The sequence below is a fragment of the Streptomyces bullii genome (assembly GCF_042657145.1).
Classification (GTDB): domain Bacteria; phylum Actinomycetota; class Actinomycetes; order Streptomycetales; family Streptomycetaceae; genus Streptomyces; species Streptomyces bullii.
The window spans coordinates 428276-444650 of sequence record NZ_JBHSNY010000006.1; the positions used below are offsets into that span (position 1 = coordinate 428276).

General features: G+C 72.3%; 12 protein-coding genes and 1 pseudogene. 4 read left to right on the forward strand and 9 right to left on the reverse strand.

The window, feature by feature from the left end:
* Positions 1 to 5: 5 nt before the first annotated feature.
* The 7 genes from hydA to ACFPZJ_RS19675 form a co-directional block, all read right to left on the reverse strand.
* The gene (gene hydA / locus ACFPZJ_RS19645; RefSeq protein WP_381023052.1) at positions 6 to 1445 is read right to left on the reverse strand and encodes a dihydropyrimidinase; all 1440 of its coding nucleotides are present in this window, start codon (positions 1443 to 1445) and stop codon (positions 6 to 8) included.
* A gap of 82 nt (positions 1446 to 1527) precedes the next feature.
* A complete protein-coding gene (locus tag ACFPZJ_RS19650; RefSeq protein WP_381023054.1) occupies positions 1528 to 2370 on the reverse strand; it encodes a nitrilase-related carbon-nitrogen hydrolase in 843 nt (280 codons plus the stop codon).
* Between the two features lie 179 nt (positions 2371 to 2549).
* Positions 2550 to 4124, reverse strand: a complete 1575-nt coding sequence (locus tag ACFPZJ_RS19655; RefSeq protein ID WP_381023057.1) for a PucR family transcriptional regulator — start codon at positions 4122 to 4124, stop codon at positions 2550 to 2552.
* 27 nt (positions 4125 to 4151) lie between these two features.
* Positions 4152 to 5438, reverse strand: coding sequence for an aspartate aminotransferase family protein (locus ACFPZJ_RS19660; RefSeq protein ID WP_381023060.1), 1287 nt, complete (start codon positions 5436 to 5438; stop codon positions 4152 to 4154).
* Positions 5435 to 6277 carry a nitrilase-related carbon-nitrogen hydrolase gene (locus ACFPZJ_RS19665; protein WP_381023062.1) on the reverse strand — a complete coding sequence of 281 codons (843 nt, stop codon included), beginning with the start codon at positions 6275 to 6277 and terminating at the stop codon, positions 5435 to 5437. The genes ACFPZJ_RS19660 and ACFPZJ_RS19665 overlap by 4 nt, the downstream gene beginning before the upstream one ends.
* Before the next feature lie 182 nt (positions 6278 to 6459).
* Complete coding sequence (locus ACFPZJ_RS19670; RefSeq protein WP_381023064.1) at positions 6460 to 8202, reverse strand: hypothetical protein; 1743 nt, start codon at positions 8200 to 8202, stop codon at positions 6460 to 6462.
* Positions 8203 to 8328: 126 nt separating this feature from the next.
* Positions 8329 to 8580 carry a helix-turn-helix domain-containing protein gene (locus ACFPZJ_RS19675; protein ID WP_381023067.1) on the reverse strand — a complete coding sequence of 84 codons (252 nt, stop codon included), beginning with the start codon at positions 8578 to 8580 and terminating at the stop codon, positions 8329 to 8331.
* A gap of 33 nt (positions 8581 to 8613) precedes the next feature.
* On the opposite strand from ACFPZJ_RS19675, the gene map reads away from it, so the two are divergent.
* A complete protein-coding gene (map, locus tag ACFPZJ_RS19680) occupies positions 8614 to 9390 on the forward strand; it encodes a type I methionyl aminopeptidase (RefSeq protein ID WP_381023069.1) in 777 nt (258 codons plus the stop codon).
* A 183-nt stretch (positions 9391 to 9573) separates the two neighbouring features.
* Positions 9574 to 12105: an ATP-dependent Clp protease ATP-binding subunit gene (locus ACFPZJ_RS19685; RefSeq protein WP_381023071.1), complete on the forward strand. Its 2532-nt coding sequence runs from the start codon at positions 9574 to 9576 to the stop codon at positions 12103 to 12105.
* A gap of 57 nt (positions 12106 to 12162) precedes the next feature.
* Here ACFPZJ_RS19685 and ggt read toward each other — a convergent pair whose 3' ends face one another.
* On the reverse strand, positions 12163 to 13962 hold the full coding sequence (gene ggt / locus ACFPZJ_RS19690) for a gamma-glutamyltransferase (RefSeq protein ID WP_381023074.1): 1800 nt from the start codon (positions 13960 to 13962) through the stop codon (positions 12163 to 12165).
* 109 nt (positions 13963 to 14071) lie between these two features.
* On the opposite strand from ggt, the gene ACFPZJ_RS19695 reads away from it, so the two are divergent.
* Both ACFPZJ_RS19695 and ACFPZJ_RS19700 read left to right on the forward strand, forming a co-directional pair.
* A complete protein-coding gene (locus ACFPZJ_RS19695; protein WP_381023077.1) occupies positions 14072 to 14827 on the forward strand; it encodes a hypothetical protein in 756 nt (251 codons plus the stop codon).
* Positions 14828 to 14911: 84 nt separating this feature from the next.
* Positions 14912 to 15266 (forward strand): annotated as a pseudogene (locus tag ACFPZJ_RS19700) (CocE/NonD family hydrolase C-terminal non-catalytic domain-containing protein); the annotation flags it as partial.
* A 250-nt stretch (positions 15267 to 15516) separates the two neighbouring features.
* Here ACFPZJ_RS19700 and ACFPZJ_RS19705 read toward each other — a convergent pair.
* Positions 15517 to 16260: an amino acid ABC transporter ATP-binding protein gene (locus ACFPZJ_RS19705; RefSeq protein WP_381023079.1), complete on the reverse strand. Its 744-nt coding sequence runs from the start codon at positions 16258 to 16260 to the stop codon at positions 15517 to 15519.
* Positions 16261 to 16375: the final 115 nt, after the last annotated feature.

The window sequence follows — 16375 nt, forward strand, 5'->3', positions numbered from 1 at the left end:
CGCTCCTAGTCGAGGTACTGGCAGGTGGAGCGCGGGGTGTAGACGCCGTGACCCGCGCGTCCGGTGTACTCCCGCTCGCTGATGACGAGTTCGCCGCGCGAGAGCACGGTCTCGACGCGGCCGGTGACGCGCTTGCCCTCGTACGCCGAGTAGTCGACGTTCATGTGGTGCGTCTCGGCGGACATGACCTGCTCGGCGTGCGGGTCGTAGATGACGATGTCGGCGTCGGCGCCCGGCGCGATGGTGCCCTTCTTCGGGTACAGGCCGAACATCCGCGCCGGGGTGGCGCAGGCGATCTCGATCCACCGGCGGCGGGAGATGCGCCCGTCGACGACGGCCTGGTGGAGCAGGTCCATGCGGTTCTCGACGCCCGGCAGACCGTTGGGGATCTTGGAGAAGTCGCCGCGGCCGAGCTCCTTCTGCCCGACGAAGCAGAAGGGGCAGTGGTCGGTGGAGACGACCTGGAGGTCGTTGGTCCTCAGGCCCTTCCACAGCTGCGCCTGGTGCTCGCGCGGCCGGAGCGGAGTGCTGCACACGTACTTCGCGCCCTCGAAGTCGGGCTCGGCGAGGTTGTCGGTGGACAGGAACAGGTACTGCGGGCACGTCTCGCCGAAGACGGGCAGGCCTTCGTCGCGCGCCCGGGCCAGCTCGGCGACCGCCTCCATCGCCGAGACGTGCACGACGTACAGCGGAGCCCCCGCCACCTGCGCGAGCCGGATGGCGCGGTGGGTGGCCTCGGCCTCCAGCAGCGCCTTGCGCACCTCCCCGTGGTACCGGGGGTCGGTCTCGCCCCGGGCCAGTGCCTGCTCGACCAGCACGTCGATCGCGATGCCGTTCTCGGCGTGCATCATGATCAGTCCGCCGTTCTCGGCGGAGCGCTGCATGGCGCGCAGGATCTGCCCGTCGTCGGAGTAGAAGACCCCCGGATAGGCCATGAACTGCTTGAACGAGGTGACGCCCTCCTCGACCAGCAGGTCCATCTCCTTCAGCGTCTCCTCGTTCACATCGGAGACGATCATGTGGAACCCGTAGTCGATCGCGCAGTTGCCGTCGGCCTTGGCGTGCCAGGCGTCCAGGCCCTCGCGCAGGGCGTGCCCGACGCTCTGCACCGCGAAGTCGATGATCGTGGTCGTACCGCCCCAGGCGGCGGCCCGGGTGCCGGTCTCGAAGGTGTCGGAGGCGAAGGTGCCGCCGAACGGCAGCTCCATGTGGGTGTGGGCGTCCACGCCGCCCGGGATGACGTACCTGCCGGTGGCGTCGATCACCCTCCCCCACCCTTCGGGCGGGGGCGCCCCCGTCTCGCTTCGCTCGGCGGTGAAGGCCTCGGCGGCCGGGGTGCCGGAGGCGGCGAGGGCGGCGACGCGGCCGTCCTCGATCAGGACGTCCGCGTGGACCTCGTCGGACGCGGTGATGACGAGGCCGCCGCGGATGACGGTACGACTCATGCTCCCTCTCCTGCCGTGGTCGGTTCTGGTGACGTACGGGTCCGCCCGGTGCCCGCCGGGTCGGCGGGCACCGGGACGGCGGTCAGGGTGCGGTCAGCGGCGCGTACGCTCCCGGCGCGCGGTCGCGGTAGAACTGCCAGCGGTCGCGGACCTCGCGCAGCTTGGCCATGTCCAGGTCGCGCACGACGAGCTCGGTCTCCTTGTCGCTCGCCACCTCGCCTACGAACTGCGCCTCCGGGTCCACGAAGTACGACGTCCCGTAGAAGTCGTTGTCGCCGTACTCCTCGACGCCGACCCTGTTGATGGCGCCGACGAAGTACTCGTTGGCGACGGCCGCCGCCGGCTGCTCCAGCTGCCACAGGTAGCCGGACAGGCCGCGGGAGGTGGCCGACGGGTTGAAGACGAGCTCGGCGCCCGCGAGGCCGAGGGCCCGCCAGCCCTCCGGGAAGTGCCGGTCGTAGCAGATGTAGACGCCGACCTTGCCGACCGCCGTGTCGAAGACGGGCCAGCCGGAGTTGCCCGGACGGAAGTAGAACTTCTCCCAGAAACCCCTGACCTGCGGGATGTGCGTCTTGCGGTACTTGCCGAGGTAGGAGCCGTCCGCGTCGATCACCGCGGCGGTGTTGTAGAGGACGCCGGGCTGCTCCTCCTCGTACATCGGCAGGACGAGGACGATGCCGTGCTCCGCCGCGAGCGCCTGGAAGCGCTCGACGATCGGGCCGTCCGGGATCCTCTCGGCGTACTCGTAGAAGGCGGGGTCCTGGACCTGGCAGAAGTACGGCCCGTAGAACAGCTCCTGGAAGCACAGGACTTGAGCACCCTGGGCGGCCGCGTCGCGCACCGCCTGCTCGTGTACCTGGATCATCGACTCCTTGTCGCCGGTCCAGGCGGTCTGGAAGACGGCGGCACGGATCACTCTGCTCATCGGGACCTCCGGTCGCTCGGTGTGCGGCGAGCCTAGGAAGTCCGGAAGGCGGCTTTGAGTTGCACCGTGTCACGTCTGCGGGTGTGTGGCGTGCCACTGTGTCACCTTCGCCCGGCCCCATGTTTCACCACCGTTTTCGCAGGTCGTCCCGTGTTTCACTGCTGTTGCACGCCGGGCTCTCACCCCTGTTGCGCGTCGTGCGCGAGGAGCGCGATGTGCACCGAGGCGGCCTGTTCGAAGTCGTCGAGGTCCACCCCGAGCCGGGCCTGTATGGCCTCCAGGCGGCGGTACAGCGCGGGCCGGGAGACATGGTGGAGCTGCGCGGTGCGGGACTTGTTGCGGCCGGTGGCCAGGTACGTGCGCAGCACGGACAGCAGATCTTCGCCGGACCCGCGCAGCAGCCCGTCCAGCTCCCGCTCCGCGAAGGACTGCACGTGCGGGTCGTCCCGCAGCAGCCGGATCAGGCCGCGCAAATGGACGTCCCTCAGGCGTACGACGGCCGGCAGGTCGAGGGCCGCGGAGGAGTCGGCCACGGCGTCCGCCACGTGCTGGGCCTCGCGCAGTCCGGCCGGTACGTCCTCCCAGGCGGTCCGGGCGTCGGCCGCCGCCACCACGGTCCGCGGCGCCCCCGCCTCCGACCTCAGCCGCGCCGCGAAGTGGGCGGTGAGCGCCGTGGCGTCCTGGTCCGGGGCGAGGCTGAGCAGCACGGCGGTGGCCGCGTCGGCGAGTTCGGCGACGATTCCCGGCAGTCCGAGCAGGCGCAGCACTCGCTCCAGTTGGGCCGTCTCCCTGCCGCGGACGACCAGCGGGACGAAGGTGCGCCGCCCCACCGGCAGTCCGGCCGCCCGCGCCCTGGGCAGCAGCTGCCGGGCCGGTACGACGCCGCTGACCAGGTCGGTGAGCAGGCTCTGCGCGGACTGCTCCTCCCAGGAGCAGGCGGAGTTGCCGCCGAGCATGCGGTGCAGGACGAGGGCCTCGGCGGCTCGGTCGGCCAGCAGCCGCCCGGTCGCGGTGTCGCCGCGGTAGCCGCACAGCACGATCCGGCCCCACCGCTCCCCGCGCCCGCCCAGTTCGGCGCGGATCCAGCCGTCGCCCTCGTTTCCGCCGGCCTGCCGGGCGATGCGCTCCCAGTCGCGCAGCACGTCGTCCACCGCCGGCCGCTCCCCCGCCGTGCCGAGGACGCGGTGGGCGAGGTTGGTGACGACGACGGGGCAGCCGCTGTGCCGGGCGACCTCGTCGAGCAGGCGTTGCAGCGGGGCCCCGGCGGTGATGAGCGCGGTGAGTTCGGTGCGTACGGCCTCGGACAGGCTCACGGCGGCGAACTTCCGTCGCACCAGCCGGGACTGGACCTCCTCGGTGAGCTGGGCGAAGGGGAAGGGCCGGTGCAGGACGACCATGGGCAGCCCGCACCGCTCGGCCGCCCGGCGCATCACCGCCGGCGCGGAGGGAAAGGCGCGGCCGAGTCCGAGGACCACGGCCGCCGCGTCCGCGCGGTGCAGGGAGCGGATGTACTCGGCCTGCATGTCCTCGTGCCCGGCGAGCAGCACGCCGGTGGTGAGGACCATCTCGCCGCCGCTGAGCATCACGCCGACGTCCGCGGCCTCGGCGACGTGCACCCAGCGCACCGGCCGGTCGAGATGACCGGCCCCGGCCACCACCTCGGGCTCCCCCGCGAGCACCCGTTCCAGGGTGAGGACCTGCCGGACGGACAGGGCCGGTTCGAGGGGCTCCCAGGACTCCGAGGTGGTGGTCATGGCGGTGTTCCCTTGTTCACATGGGGTCTACTGGATGCTCCTCAGAGCGCTCTCGAGGATCTCGGCGCCTTCCTCGGCCTCCGCGACGTTGAGGGACAGCGGCGGGGCGACGCGCAGGGCGCTGGTGTTGTGGCCACCGCCCTTGCCGATGAGCAGGCCGCCGGCCCGGGCCGCCTCCAGCACGGCGGACGCGGCCTGCCAGTCGGCCTCGTCCGTGCCCGGCCTGGTCAGCTCGATCCCGATCATCAGGCCGCGCCCGCGCACCTCCCGTACGTGCGGCACCTGCGCGGCGGCGGAGCGGATCCGCTCGATGAGCATGCCCCCGACCCGCCGGGCGTTGCCCTGCAGGTCGTGCTCCAGCAGGTAGGTGAGGTTGGCGAGCCCCGCGGCCATCGTGATCTGGGTGCCGCCGAAGGTGGAGATGCTGTTGGCGTCCAGGCAGTTCATGATCTCGGAGCGGGCGACGACCCCGCCGATGGACATGCCGTTGCCGATGCCCTTGGCGAAGGTCATGATGTCCGGCGGCCCGCTGCGGCCGTGCGCCTGCCAGCCCCAGAAGTGCTCGCCGGTGCGTCCCCAGCCGGTCTGCACCTCGTCGGCGATCCACAGGACGCCGTGCTCCTGGAGCACCTCGCGGAAGGCCGCGTACAGGCCGTCCGGCGGGGAGGTGAAGCCGCCGACGCCCTGGATCGGCTCGGCGATCAGGGCGGCGGGCGGGCGGGTGTGCCCGAGCAGGTCCCTCAGGTCGTCGACGCAGGCCGCGATGAAGTCGGCGTCGCTCAGCGCGGCGTACGGGCCCCGGGTGCGCACCCCGCCGTGCACGTACAGCGTCTGCAGCGGGGACAGCGAGGTCGGGGACCAGCCCCGGTTGCCGGTGATGCCGACCGAGCTGAAGGAGCGGCCGTGGTAGCTGTTGCGCATCGCCAGGATCGTGTTGCTGCGCCGGTACGTGGTCGCCAGCAGCAGGGCGGTGTCGTTGGCCTCGGTGCCGGAGGTGGTGAAGAACACCCGGGCGTCCGGGATGCCGCTCAACTGGGCGATGCGTTCGGCGAGTTCCACCATCGGCCGGTTGAGGTACAGGGTCGAGGAGTGGATGATCCGCCCGGCCTGCTCGCTGACCGCCTTGGTGACCTCCGGCAGGGCGTGCGCGGTCATGGTGGTGAGGATGCCGCCGAAGAAGTCGAGGTACTTGTTGCCTTCCGAATCCCAGACGTGGCGGCCCTCGCCGTGGGTGATCTCGATGGGCTCCTCGTAGTAGAGGGCGAGCCAGTCGGGGAGCACGGCCCGGTGGCGGCCCAGCAGGTCGTTGGTCACGGCTGCACCAGCCCTTCGTAGGCGTCGGGGCGGCGGTCGCGGTAGAAGGCCCACTGCTGCCGCACTTCTTCGATGAGGTCGAGGTCCAGGTCGCGGACCACGAGTTCCTCCTTGCTGTCGCTGGCGACGTCCCCCACGAACTGCCCACGGGGGTCGACGAAGTAGCTCGTCCCGTAGAAGTCGTTGTCGCCGTACTCCTCCTGCCCGACGCGGTTGATCGCGGCGACGAAGTACGCGTTGGCGACGGCCGCCGCCGGCTGCTCCAGCCGCCACAGGTGGGAGGACAGGCTCCGGTGGGTGGCGGACGGGTTGTACACCAGCTGGGCGCCGTTCAGGCCGAGCTGCCGCCAGCCCTCCGGGAAGTGGCGGTCGTAGCAGATGTAGACGCCGACCTTGCCGGCGGCGGTGTCGAAGACGGGCCAGCCGAGGTTGCCGGGCTTGAAGTAGTACTTCTCGCGGAAACCCTTGATCTGCGGGATGTGATGCTTGCGGTACTTGCCGAGGTAGCTGCCGTCGGCGTCGATCACGGCCGCGGTGTTGTAGTAGAAGCCCGGCTGCTCCACCTCGAACACCGGCACGACGATGACCAGGCCGGTCTCGCGCGCGAGCGCCCGCATGCGCCGCACGGTCGGCCCGTCGGGCACCGGCTCGGCCCAGCGGTAGTGCTCCGGCTCCTCGACCTGGCAGAAGTAGGGGCTGTTGAAGACTTCCTGGAACCCGATGATCCTCGCGCCCCGCCGGGCCGCCTCGCGGGCGTGCTCCTCGTGTTTCGCCACCATGGACTCGGTGTCGCCGGTCCAGGTGGCCTGGACCAGAGCGGCACGTACGACGTTGGCCATGAGCTGCTCCTTCGACGCGACGTCAGCGCCTCTACGCCCGTAGAAACAGGCCGTAGAGGGACGAACGTAAGCCTCCGCGACGGGCTTGCCAAGACCATCGTCGCCGACCCGCTGAGTCGTTCGTGTTTCGCACCCCTGACGGGTGAGTCGTGGAGCCGGTGAGAGGCGGCCGGTCCGGGGGCTCAGACGGAGAAGCCCGCGACCCGCAGCGCGTGCACCAGGTCCCAGTACCGTTCGTCCGTGACGCCCCGGGCGGCCTCCAGCAGCAGCGGTACGAGCTGCTGCGGGCCGGGCTCGGCGCTGCGCGCCGCCTCCTCCGGGGTCCGGACCCGGACGTAGGCGTCGAGCAGCGCCTGCACCTCGCGGCGGCGGCCCTCGGCGACGAGCTCGAGGACCGCCTCCCCGATCTCGTGGGCGGGCCGCACCACACCCTGCCGCAGGATCTGCTGCCCGTCCTCCGGGCGCCCCGCCGCGGACAGGGCGTCTGCGGCTGCGACCAGCCGGTCGGCCGGCAGCGAGGCGGCCTCCCACAGCAGGGTCGCCCAGTCGGCGCCCAGCCCCGCGCGCCGCATCTCCGCGGCGAGCAGCGGGAACCGGGCCGCGGGCCAGTACGCCACCTCCACCAGCAGGGCGTGCGCCTCGCCGCTGCGCCCCTCACTCCGCAGCCGGGCGAGCGTCTCGACGGTGTCGAGGACCTCGCGCCGCTCCCCCGCCTCGGGCGTCCCGCCCGACGTCGCGACCGGCGTCACCGCCGGCTTGATGGTTTCGGCGGGCTCGACGGCACCGGCCGCCCCGGTCCCCTCGGCGGCCCCGGCGAACCGCGCGCCGCGCGGGGTGCGTCCGGTCGCGGGAGCGGGGGCGGGCAGGCCGGCCGCGGCCACGGGGGGCACGGCGACGGGCGCGGCCTCCTCCTCGGCCATCCCGGCGAAACGGGCACCGCCACGACGGCGCTTGCGCTGCTTGGGCACGGGGGCGGGGTCCGGCTGCGGGCCGGCGAACGGGGGCTCGGGCCGCGGGGCGGTGTGTTCCCCGGGGGCCACGCCTGCGGCGGGGCGCTCGTGGAGACCGGTCACCCCGCCACCGGCCCGCCGCGTCTCGTCCCAGCCCCCGGCGCCACCAGGCCCGTCCGCCCCAGGCCGTGCGCCGTACCGGGAGGGGCGGTCGGGCAGCGCCCCGCCGGCTTGGTCGGGGCCGGGCCGTTCCCCGTACGGGGCAGCGTGCTCGGCGTCTGCGGGGGCTGACCGCTGTTCGGCGTGCTGGTCGCGGTGCTGTCCCTGAGCGGGGGGCACGTCGCGGTCGTGGGGGTGTCCGGGGGTTCCGGCCGGGCCCGGGCCGCCCGGCTGAGTGCCGTCCGTGCGGAAGCGGCCGTCGGTTCTGAAACCGGCGTGCTCGCGGTGGATCTGCGCCACCCGCTGCGCTCGCCGATCCAACTCGGCCATACGGGCACGCAGTTCGGCGCACCGCGCGGTGGCGCGCTCGTGGTCGTCGCGGGCCCACGCCAGGTCGAGGCGGAGGGCGTCGGCCTCCTCGCGGGTCGCGGCGGCGGCGAGCGACCGGCTCAGTTCCGCCTGCCGTTCGGCCGCGTACCTCTGCTCGCGGAGCATGACGTCGAGCCGGTCCCCGAGGGCGTCCCGGCCGCCCGGCCGGGCGTCGTACGCGGCGAGCGCGGCGGCGTGCAGGCCGCGCGCCCGCTCCTTCTCCTGCCCGGCGACCTCGGGCCCGTACGCCGCGGCGAGATCCTGCAGCAGCGCCTCCACCACGTCCCAGGGCGGCACCTCACGGCCGTCGAGGCAGGCCCGCATGCCGTCGGGGTCGCGCTGCCAGAACACCCCGCACCAGCCGCCGCCTTGGTCGAGGCGCGCCAGCAGACCGTCCAGATAGTCCGTGAACTCCCGGATCCGCGCCGGGAGTTGATCCACTGCCATCGCTCGACTCCCGCCTGACCGGATCCCTCCGGTCCGTAGGCAACACCAGTCGTGTTACAGCGCGGCTACGAGGAGTTTTCGAAGTGGACGCAGGAGTCTCCGCCCAGCCCGGCTCCGCCGGTGACGTCACACGCCCGCGAGCGCGCACCGCCCGGCCAGTTCGTCCATCGACAGCCCGAGCGCGCGGGCCAGCGCGGCCACCGTGAAGAAGGCCGGGGTGGGCGCCCGGCCCGTCTCGATCTTCCGGAGGGTCTCGGCGGAGATGCCGGCGCTCGCGGCGACGTCCGCCATGCTGCGGTCGCCGCGCGCCTCGCGCAGCAGCCGCCCGAGCCGCTCGCCGCGTTCGCGCTCTTCCGGGGTGAGAGGGGTGCGCACCATGCCGCCCATTCTAATACCGGTATAGTAATTGGCATGGTGGAGCTGAAGACGGACACATCGATCGACGCGATGCACGAGGCGGGCCAGGTCGTCGCCCGGGCCCTGACGGCCGTACGGAGGGCCGCGGACGTGGGCGTCTCCCTGCGGGAGCTGGATGAAGTGGCGCACGACGTGCTGCGCGAGGCGGGCGCGACCTCACCGTTCCTCGGCTACAAGCCGTCCTTCGCGCCCACGCCCTTCCCGGCCGTGATCTGCGCGTCCGTGAACGACGCGATCGTGCACGGCATCCCGACCGGCTACCGGCTGCGCGACGGCGACCTGCTCTCCGTCGACTGCGGCGCCGAACTGGGCGGCTGGGTCGGCGACTCGGCGATCAGCTTCGTCGTGGGCCGCCCGCGCGCGGCCGACCTGCGCCTGGTCGAGACCGCCGAGCACGCCCTGGCGGCGGGCATCGAGGCGGCCGTCGTCGGCAACCGCATCGGGGACATCGCCCACGCGATCGGCTCGGTGTGCCGCGCGGCGGGCTACGGCGTCCCGGACGGTTTCGGCGGCCACGGCATCGGCCGCCGTATGCACGAGGACCCGGCGGTCCCGAACGAGGGCCGCCCGGGCCGGGGCCTCCCGCTCCGCCCCGGCCTGGTGGTGGCGATCGAGCCCATGCTCATCGCCGGCGGCACGGACGGCTTCCACGCGGCCCCCGACGGCTGGACCCTCCGCACGAACGACGGCACCCGGGCGGCCCACGTGGAGCACACGGTGGCGATCACGGAGTCCGGACCCCGTGTCCTGACAGCCCGGGAAGAAGCCTGACAGGGCGCGGAAGACCGCGCGCGGAGCCACGACGGATCCGCACCCGCGCGACGACATCGAGCCCTCTTTCGTACAGGCGTTCCACGACATGCCCACCGATACAGAACGTGTCATCGTGGCATGAGCGAGCCCGAACGGGGTTACCCGCCCCGGGCACGTCGACCAGCGAAGGAACGGATGACGATGACGAGCGGTTTCATCGGCCCGGAGGGCGACCCCTTCGCAGAATTCCTCGCCCGCTTCTTCGGCGGACCCCGCCCCCGCCAGATCGACATAGGCCGGCTGCTCAGTCAGCCGGCCCGTGAGCTGGTGCGCGGAGCTGCCCAGTACGCCGCCGAGCACGGCAGCCGCGACCTTGACACCGAGCACCTGCTGCGCGCCGCGCTCTCCACGGAGCCGACCCGCAGTCTGCTCAGCCGGGCCGGCGCGGACCCCGACTCGCTGGCCTCGGCGATCGACGCGCGGTCCGGGCCGAGCCAGCACGCCCCGGACAACGCTCCGCCGCCGACCTCGCTGTCCCTGACCCCGGCCGCCAAGCGCGCGCTGCTGGACGCACACGAGATGGCCCGGGCGCGCGGGTACGGCTACATCGGCCCGGAGCACGTCCTCAGCGCCCTGGCCGCGAACCCGGACTCGGCCGCCGGGCACATCCTGAACGCGGCCCGTTTCGCGCCCTCGAACCTGCCCCAGGAGACACCGGAGGCGGCGCCGACGCACGCCGAGCGGCCCCGGCCGACGAACACGCCGACCCTGGACAAGTACGGCCGTGACCTCACCGACCTGGCCCGGCAGGGCCGGATCGACCCGGTGATCGGGCGGGAGCAGGAGATCGAGCAGACCGTCGAGGTGCTCTCCCGGCGCGGCAAGAACAACCCGGTGCTGATCGGTGACGCGGGCGTCGGCAAGACCGCCGTCGTGGAGGGACTGGCGCAGCGCATCGCCGACGGGGACGTGCCGGACGTCCTGACCGGGCGGCGGGTGGTCGCCCTGGACCTGACGGGGGTCGTCGCGGGCACCCGCTACCGGGGCGACTTCGAGGAGCGGATGAACAACATCGTCGACGAGATCCGCAGCCACTCCGACCGGCTGGTCGTCTTCATCGACGAACTGCACACCGTGGTCGGCGCCGGGGGCGGTGGCGGCGACGGCGGGTCGATGGACGCCGGCAACATCCTCAAGCCGGCGCTGGCCCGCGGCGAACTGCACGTCGTCGGCGCCACCACGCTGGAGGAGTACCGCCGGATCGAGAAGGACGCGGCGCTGGCCCGCCGCTTCCAGCCGATCATGGTGCCGGAGCCCACGCCCTCGGACGCGATCGAGATCCTGCGGGGCCTGCAGGACCGCTACGAGGCCCACCACCAGGTCCGCTACACCGACGAGGCGCTGGTCGCGGCCGTGGAGCTGTCCGACCGCTACCTCACCGCCCGCCACCTCCCGGACAAGGCGATCGACCTCATCGACCAGGCCGGCGCCCGGGTGCGGCTGCGCGCCCGCACGAAGGGCTCGGACGTACGGGCCATGGAGCGTGAGCTGGAGCAGCTGATCCGGGACAAGGACCAGGCGGTCGCGGACGAGCAGTACGAGCAGGCCACCCAGCTGCGCGACCGGATCGCCGAGCTGAAGCGGCGGCTCACGGAGGCCGGCGGCGACGGCGAGGTCGACGAGGGCCAGGACCTGGTGGTCGACGCCGAGGCGATCGCCGAGGTGGTGTCCCGGCAGACCGGCGTCCCGGTCAGCCGGCTCACCGAGGAGGAGAAGGACCGCCTGCTCGGTCTGGAGGAGCACCTGCACCAGCGGGTGGTCGGCCAGGAGGAGGCGGTGCGCGTGGTCGCCGACGCGGTGCTGCGTTCGCGTGCCGGGCTGGCCAGCCCCGACCGGCCGATCGGCAGCTTCCTCTTCCTCGGGCCGACGGGCGTCGGCAAGACCGAGCTGGCCCGTGCGCTGGCCGAGGCCCTGTTCGGCAGCGAGGACCGCATGGTCCGCCTCGACATGAGCGAGTACCAGGAGCGGCACACCGTCAGTCGCCTGGTCGGCGCCCCGCCCGGGTACGTCGGGCACGAGGAGGCCGGGCAGCTCACGGAGGTCGTACGGCGGCACCCGTACTCGCTGCTCCTGCTGGACGAGGTGGAGAAGGCGCACCCGGACGTCTTCAACATCCTGCTCCAGGTCCTCGACGACGGGCGGCTCACCGACGCGCAGGGCCGGACGGTGGACTTCACCAACACCGTGATCGTGATGACCAGCAACCTCGGCTCCGACGTCATCACCCGGCGCGGCGCCACGCTGGGCTTCGCGGCGGGCGGCTCCGACGCGGACGAGGAGGCGCGGCGCGAGCAGATCCTGCGTCCGCTGCGCGAGCACTTCCGGCCGGAGTTCCTCAACCGCATCGACGAGATCGTGGTCTTCCGCCAGCTCACCGAGGAGCAGTTGCGGCAGATCACCAACCTGCTGCTGGACCGCACCCGCCGGCTGCTGCAGGCCCAGGGCGTGTCGGTCGACTTCACCGACGGGGCCGTGGACTGGCTGGCGCGGCGCGGCTACGAGCCGGAGTACGGCGCCCGTCCGCTGCGCCGCACCATCCAGCGGGAGGTCGACAACGAGCTGTCCCGGCTGCTGCTGGACGGCCGTGTCAAGGAGGGGGCCCGGGTCACGGTGGACGTCGCCGACGGACAGCTGGCGTTCCGCACCCAGGAGACGCCCACCGCGGAGCTGTGACGCCCGCCGGTTCCCGGCCGGGGCTGGGCGTCGACGCCCAGCCCCGGCCGGAGGCGGTCACGACGCCGGTCGTACCACCATCGCCGAGCCGCCGCCCCGCCGTACCTTCTCGGCTGCGGCGAGCCACTTCCCGCCCGGCAGCCGCTGCACGGCCGTGGCCGCACCGATCTCAGGGTTGAGCCGGAAGGAGTGCCCGACGGCCTCCAGCCGCTTCCTGAGATCGCTGTCGTACAGACCCGGTTCGAGCTCCGTCTGGGCGGCGTTGCGCTGGCTGGCGCGCGGCGCGGCGATCGCGTCGACGAGCGGCAGGCCGCGGTCGAGGAAGCCGGTCAGCGTCTGCAGCACGGTCGTGATGATGGTGGCGCCACCGGGTGAACCGAGCGCCACCACCGGCTTGGCGTGCCGGTCGAGCACGATCGTCGGCGCGATCGACGAGCGCGGCCGCTTGCCCGGGCCCGGCAGGTTCGGGTCGTGCACGGCCGGGTTGGCGGGGGTGAAGGAGAAGTCGGTCAGCTCGTTGTTGAGGATGAACCCGCGGCCGGGCACGGTGATGCCGCTGCCGCCGGTCTGCTCGATGGTGAGCGTGTAGGCGACGACGTTGCCCCATTTGTCGGCGACCGTCAGGTGCGTGGTGCTGTCGCCCTCGTACGTCGTCGGGGCCGCCGTGCCGCCTGCCCCGCAGGGCGCGGGGTCGCGCGGGTCGCCGGGCGGGAGCGGGCTGGTGAGCACCGCGTCGTCCTTGATGAGGCACGCGCGCGAGTCGGCGTACTTCTGCGACAGCAGTTCCTTCGTCGGTACGTCCTCGAAGGCGGGGTCGCCGACCCAGCGTCCCCGGTCCGCGAAGGCGATCCGGCTCGCCTCGATGAAGCGGTGCAGGTACCGCTCCTGGCTCGCTTTCGCCAGGTCGGTCCGCTCCAGGATGTTCAGCGCCTCACCCACGGTCGTGCCGCCGGAGGACGACGGCGCGATGGAGTAGACGTCCAGGCCCTGGTAGGAGGTCCTGGTCGGGGCCTGGAGCCTGGCGCGGTAGGCCGCCAGGTCCCGGACGGACAGGTCGCCGGGCCGGGCGTTCCAGCCGGAGGACGGGTCCACCGGGGGTTTGTTGACCGTGTCGACGACGTCCCTGCCGAGGTCGCCGCGGTAGAGGGCGTCGACGCCCTTGCGGCCCAGCTCCGCGTAGGTGCGGGCCAGGTCGGGGTTCTTGAAGGTGGAGCCGACCACCGGCAGCCGCCCGCCCGGCAGGAACAGCTCGGCGGTGTCGGGGAAGTACCGGAACCGGGTCTCGTTGGCGGCGGTCTGCGCACGGAAGGTGGCGTCGACGGTGAAGCCGTCGCGGGCGAGCCGTTCCGCGGGCTTCAGGAGCGGACCGAGCGTCCGGCTCCCCCATCTGTCCAGCGCCGTCTGCCAGGTGGCGGGCGTGCCCGGGGTGCCGACGCTCAGGCCGCTGCTGACGGCCTCGGCGAACGGGAGGGGTGTGCCGTTCTCGACGAAGAGGTCGCGGTCGGCGGTCAGGGGCGCGGTCTCACGGCCGTCGACGGTGTGCACCGTACGGGACTTGGCGTCGTAGTAGACGAAGTAGCCGCCTCCGCCGATGCCGGCCGAGTAGGGCTCGGTGACGCCGAGCGCGGCGGCGGTGGCGACGGCCGCGTCCACGGCGTTGCCGCCCTTCCTGAGGATCTCGATCCCGGCGGCGGAGGCGTCCGGGTCGACGCTGGCGACCGCGCCGCCGTAACCGACGGCCACCGGGGTCTTCTCGACGGGGCCCGTGTCCGGCGTGGGTGGCGCCGCCGCCCCCACCGACACCACGGCGGCCGAGACCGCCAGGACCGCCAGATTCCGTGCGACAGGACGACGCATCCGCACCTCCAGCAAAAGGACGTCCGCGCAGCTTAGTTCATCGGCATGGCCTCGTCAGGAACCTCGGGTTCGAACACGGGTCCAGCAACGCCCGCTAGCATGCGCGCCCATGAACGACGACGTGCGCAACATCGTCCTGGGTGTGGTGGCGGCGGGCATCAGCGCCACGCTCGGCTGGCTGACCCGCACCTACCTGTGGAAGCGGAAGCTCCGGCGCAAGCAGGCGTTCTTCGGGCTGCCCGACAACTCCGAGTCGCTGCTCGTGGTCAACCGGGGCGCCGGCGGACCGGAGTTCGCGGTGATGCGCTACGACGTGTTCGCCCTGCTCGAACTCGCCGCGCTGATCAAGGACTGCAACGCCCACGCCCAGGTCCTCCCGCACGACACGGCGCGTCAGGGATTCGGTGAGCGCACGGAGTTCTGTGTGGGGGGTCCGGCGTCGAACCGCCGCATGACGGCGCACCTCGCCTCCCTGCTGCCCGGTGTCCGGGTGAACGTCGACTCCGAACCCGGCCCGGACCGCGGCGCCTTCCAGATCGGCCCGGAGCGCTACCGCCTGGACGTCGGCAAGGAGGAGTACGTCCTGATCGCCCGGCTCACCGCGGGACAGAGCGCGACCACCCGTCCCGTCTTCCTCTTCTGCGGTCAGACCTCGATCACCAACCAGGCCGCCACCCGCTACCTCGCCCGCCACCACGAACGCCTGTCCCGCAGGTACGGCGGCAAGTCCTTCGTCCTGCTGCTGAAGGTGATCAACTCGCAGGCCTACGGCCCGGACGTCGTCGAACTGGTCGCGGACGTCACTCAGGCGGCGCAGAGCCCGCTGCCGGCCGCGACGGCCCGCACCTCCCACCGGGCCCCCTGACCTTGTCCACACGTCAATGATCGTCACCGGCACGTGCGTTGCGACGGGGTCACCGATGGCACGGACCCGAGGTCACCTTCTGGTCACGCGACGGCCCCACGCGTGCGCGGCTCGGTCCGGCTGCACACCACCCCCACCCCGACCAAGGAGAGCGGCACCCCCGTCGCCCACCTCCACGACGGGGGGGCCGCTCGGCCTCGGCAAGCTGGTCAGCACCGCACCGTCCACGTTCCACGGGCGAACGCCCGGTGCACCGTCCGCCGTTGACCGGGAGCTGTACTCCGCGGCCCACGACGTCCCGGCCGGGCACCGTCCCGCCCTGGTCGTCGACACGGTCGACCCGCTCTGCATCGAGCACAACCCGTCCGGCGCGCAGCTGACCTTCTCCTCGCCGGCGGACGACCCGTCGTACGTGTCGGTTCCGCTGCGCGAGCAGTGATCTCCGGCTGCCGCCGGACGGGTCTGGCCGATGTGAACCGCCGCCCCTCGCGGTCGAGGGCCGTGGGGGGCACCCCACTCGGCGACGGCATCCGGTGTCCGCAGCGACCTGGTCCGAACCGGTCGAGCGGTACGCACATCCCGGCCGGACCGGCCAAGTCACCATCGTCCGACGGGATGAAGGGCACATCGTAGTCGAGGCCCGGTCAGGCGGGATGCCCCGCGTCGTCCCCGTTCAGTCGTCCCCCCGTTCAGTGGTGGAGGATCTTGGAGAGGAAGTCCCTGGCGCGGTCGCTGTGCGGGTCGGTGAAGAACTCGTCGGGGGTACGGTCCTCGACGATGCGGCCGTCGGCCATGAAGACGACACGGTTGGCGGCCGACCGGGCGAAGCCCATCTCATGGGTGACGACGATCATGGTCATGCCCTCGTTCGCCAGCTGCCGCATGACCTCCAGGACCTCGTTGATCATCTCCGGGTCGAGGGCCGAGGTCGGCTCGTCGAACAGCATCACCTTGGGGCTCATGGCCAGGGCGCGGGCGATGGCCACCCGCTGCTGCTGACCGCCGGAGAGCTGCGCCGGGTACTTGCTCGCCTGGTCGGCGACGCCGACGCGCTCCAGCAGCTCACGGGAGCGCTTGACGGCGTCCTCCCTGCTGCGCCCACGGACCTTGACCTGCCCCAGCGAGACGTTCTCCAGGACGGTCTTGTGGGCGAAGAGGTTGAAGGACTGGAAGACCATGCCGACATCGGCGCGCAGCCGTGCGAGGGCCTTGCCCTCCTCCGGCAGGGGCTGCCCGTCGAGGACGATCGTGCCGGACTGGATGGCCTCGAGCCGGTTGATCGCCCGGCACAGCGTCGACTTGCCCGACCCCGAGGGGCCGATGACCACGACCACCTCCCCCCTGCCGACGCTGAGGTTGATGTCCTGCAGGACATGCAGCTCCCCGAAGTACTTGTTGACGTCACGCAGCTCGATCAGCGGATCGACGGCCATGTTTCAGCCCTACTCACTCTCAGCTGTGTGGTGGTTGCCGCAACGTATCCAGGCAAGATCGCGCCCGCTCCGCGACACGCACCTTCCGGGCATTAGCCGTATTTACGGCAAACTT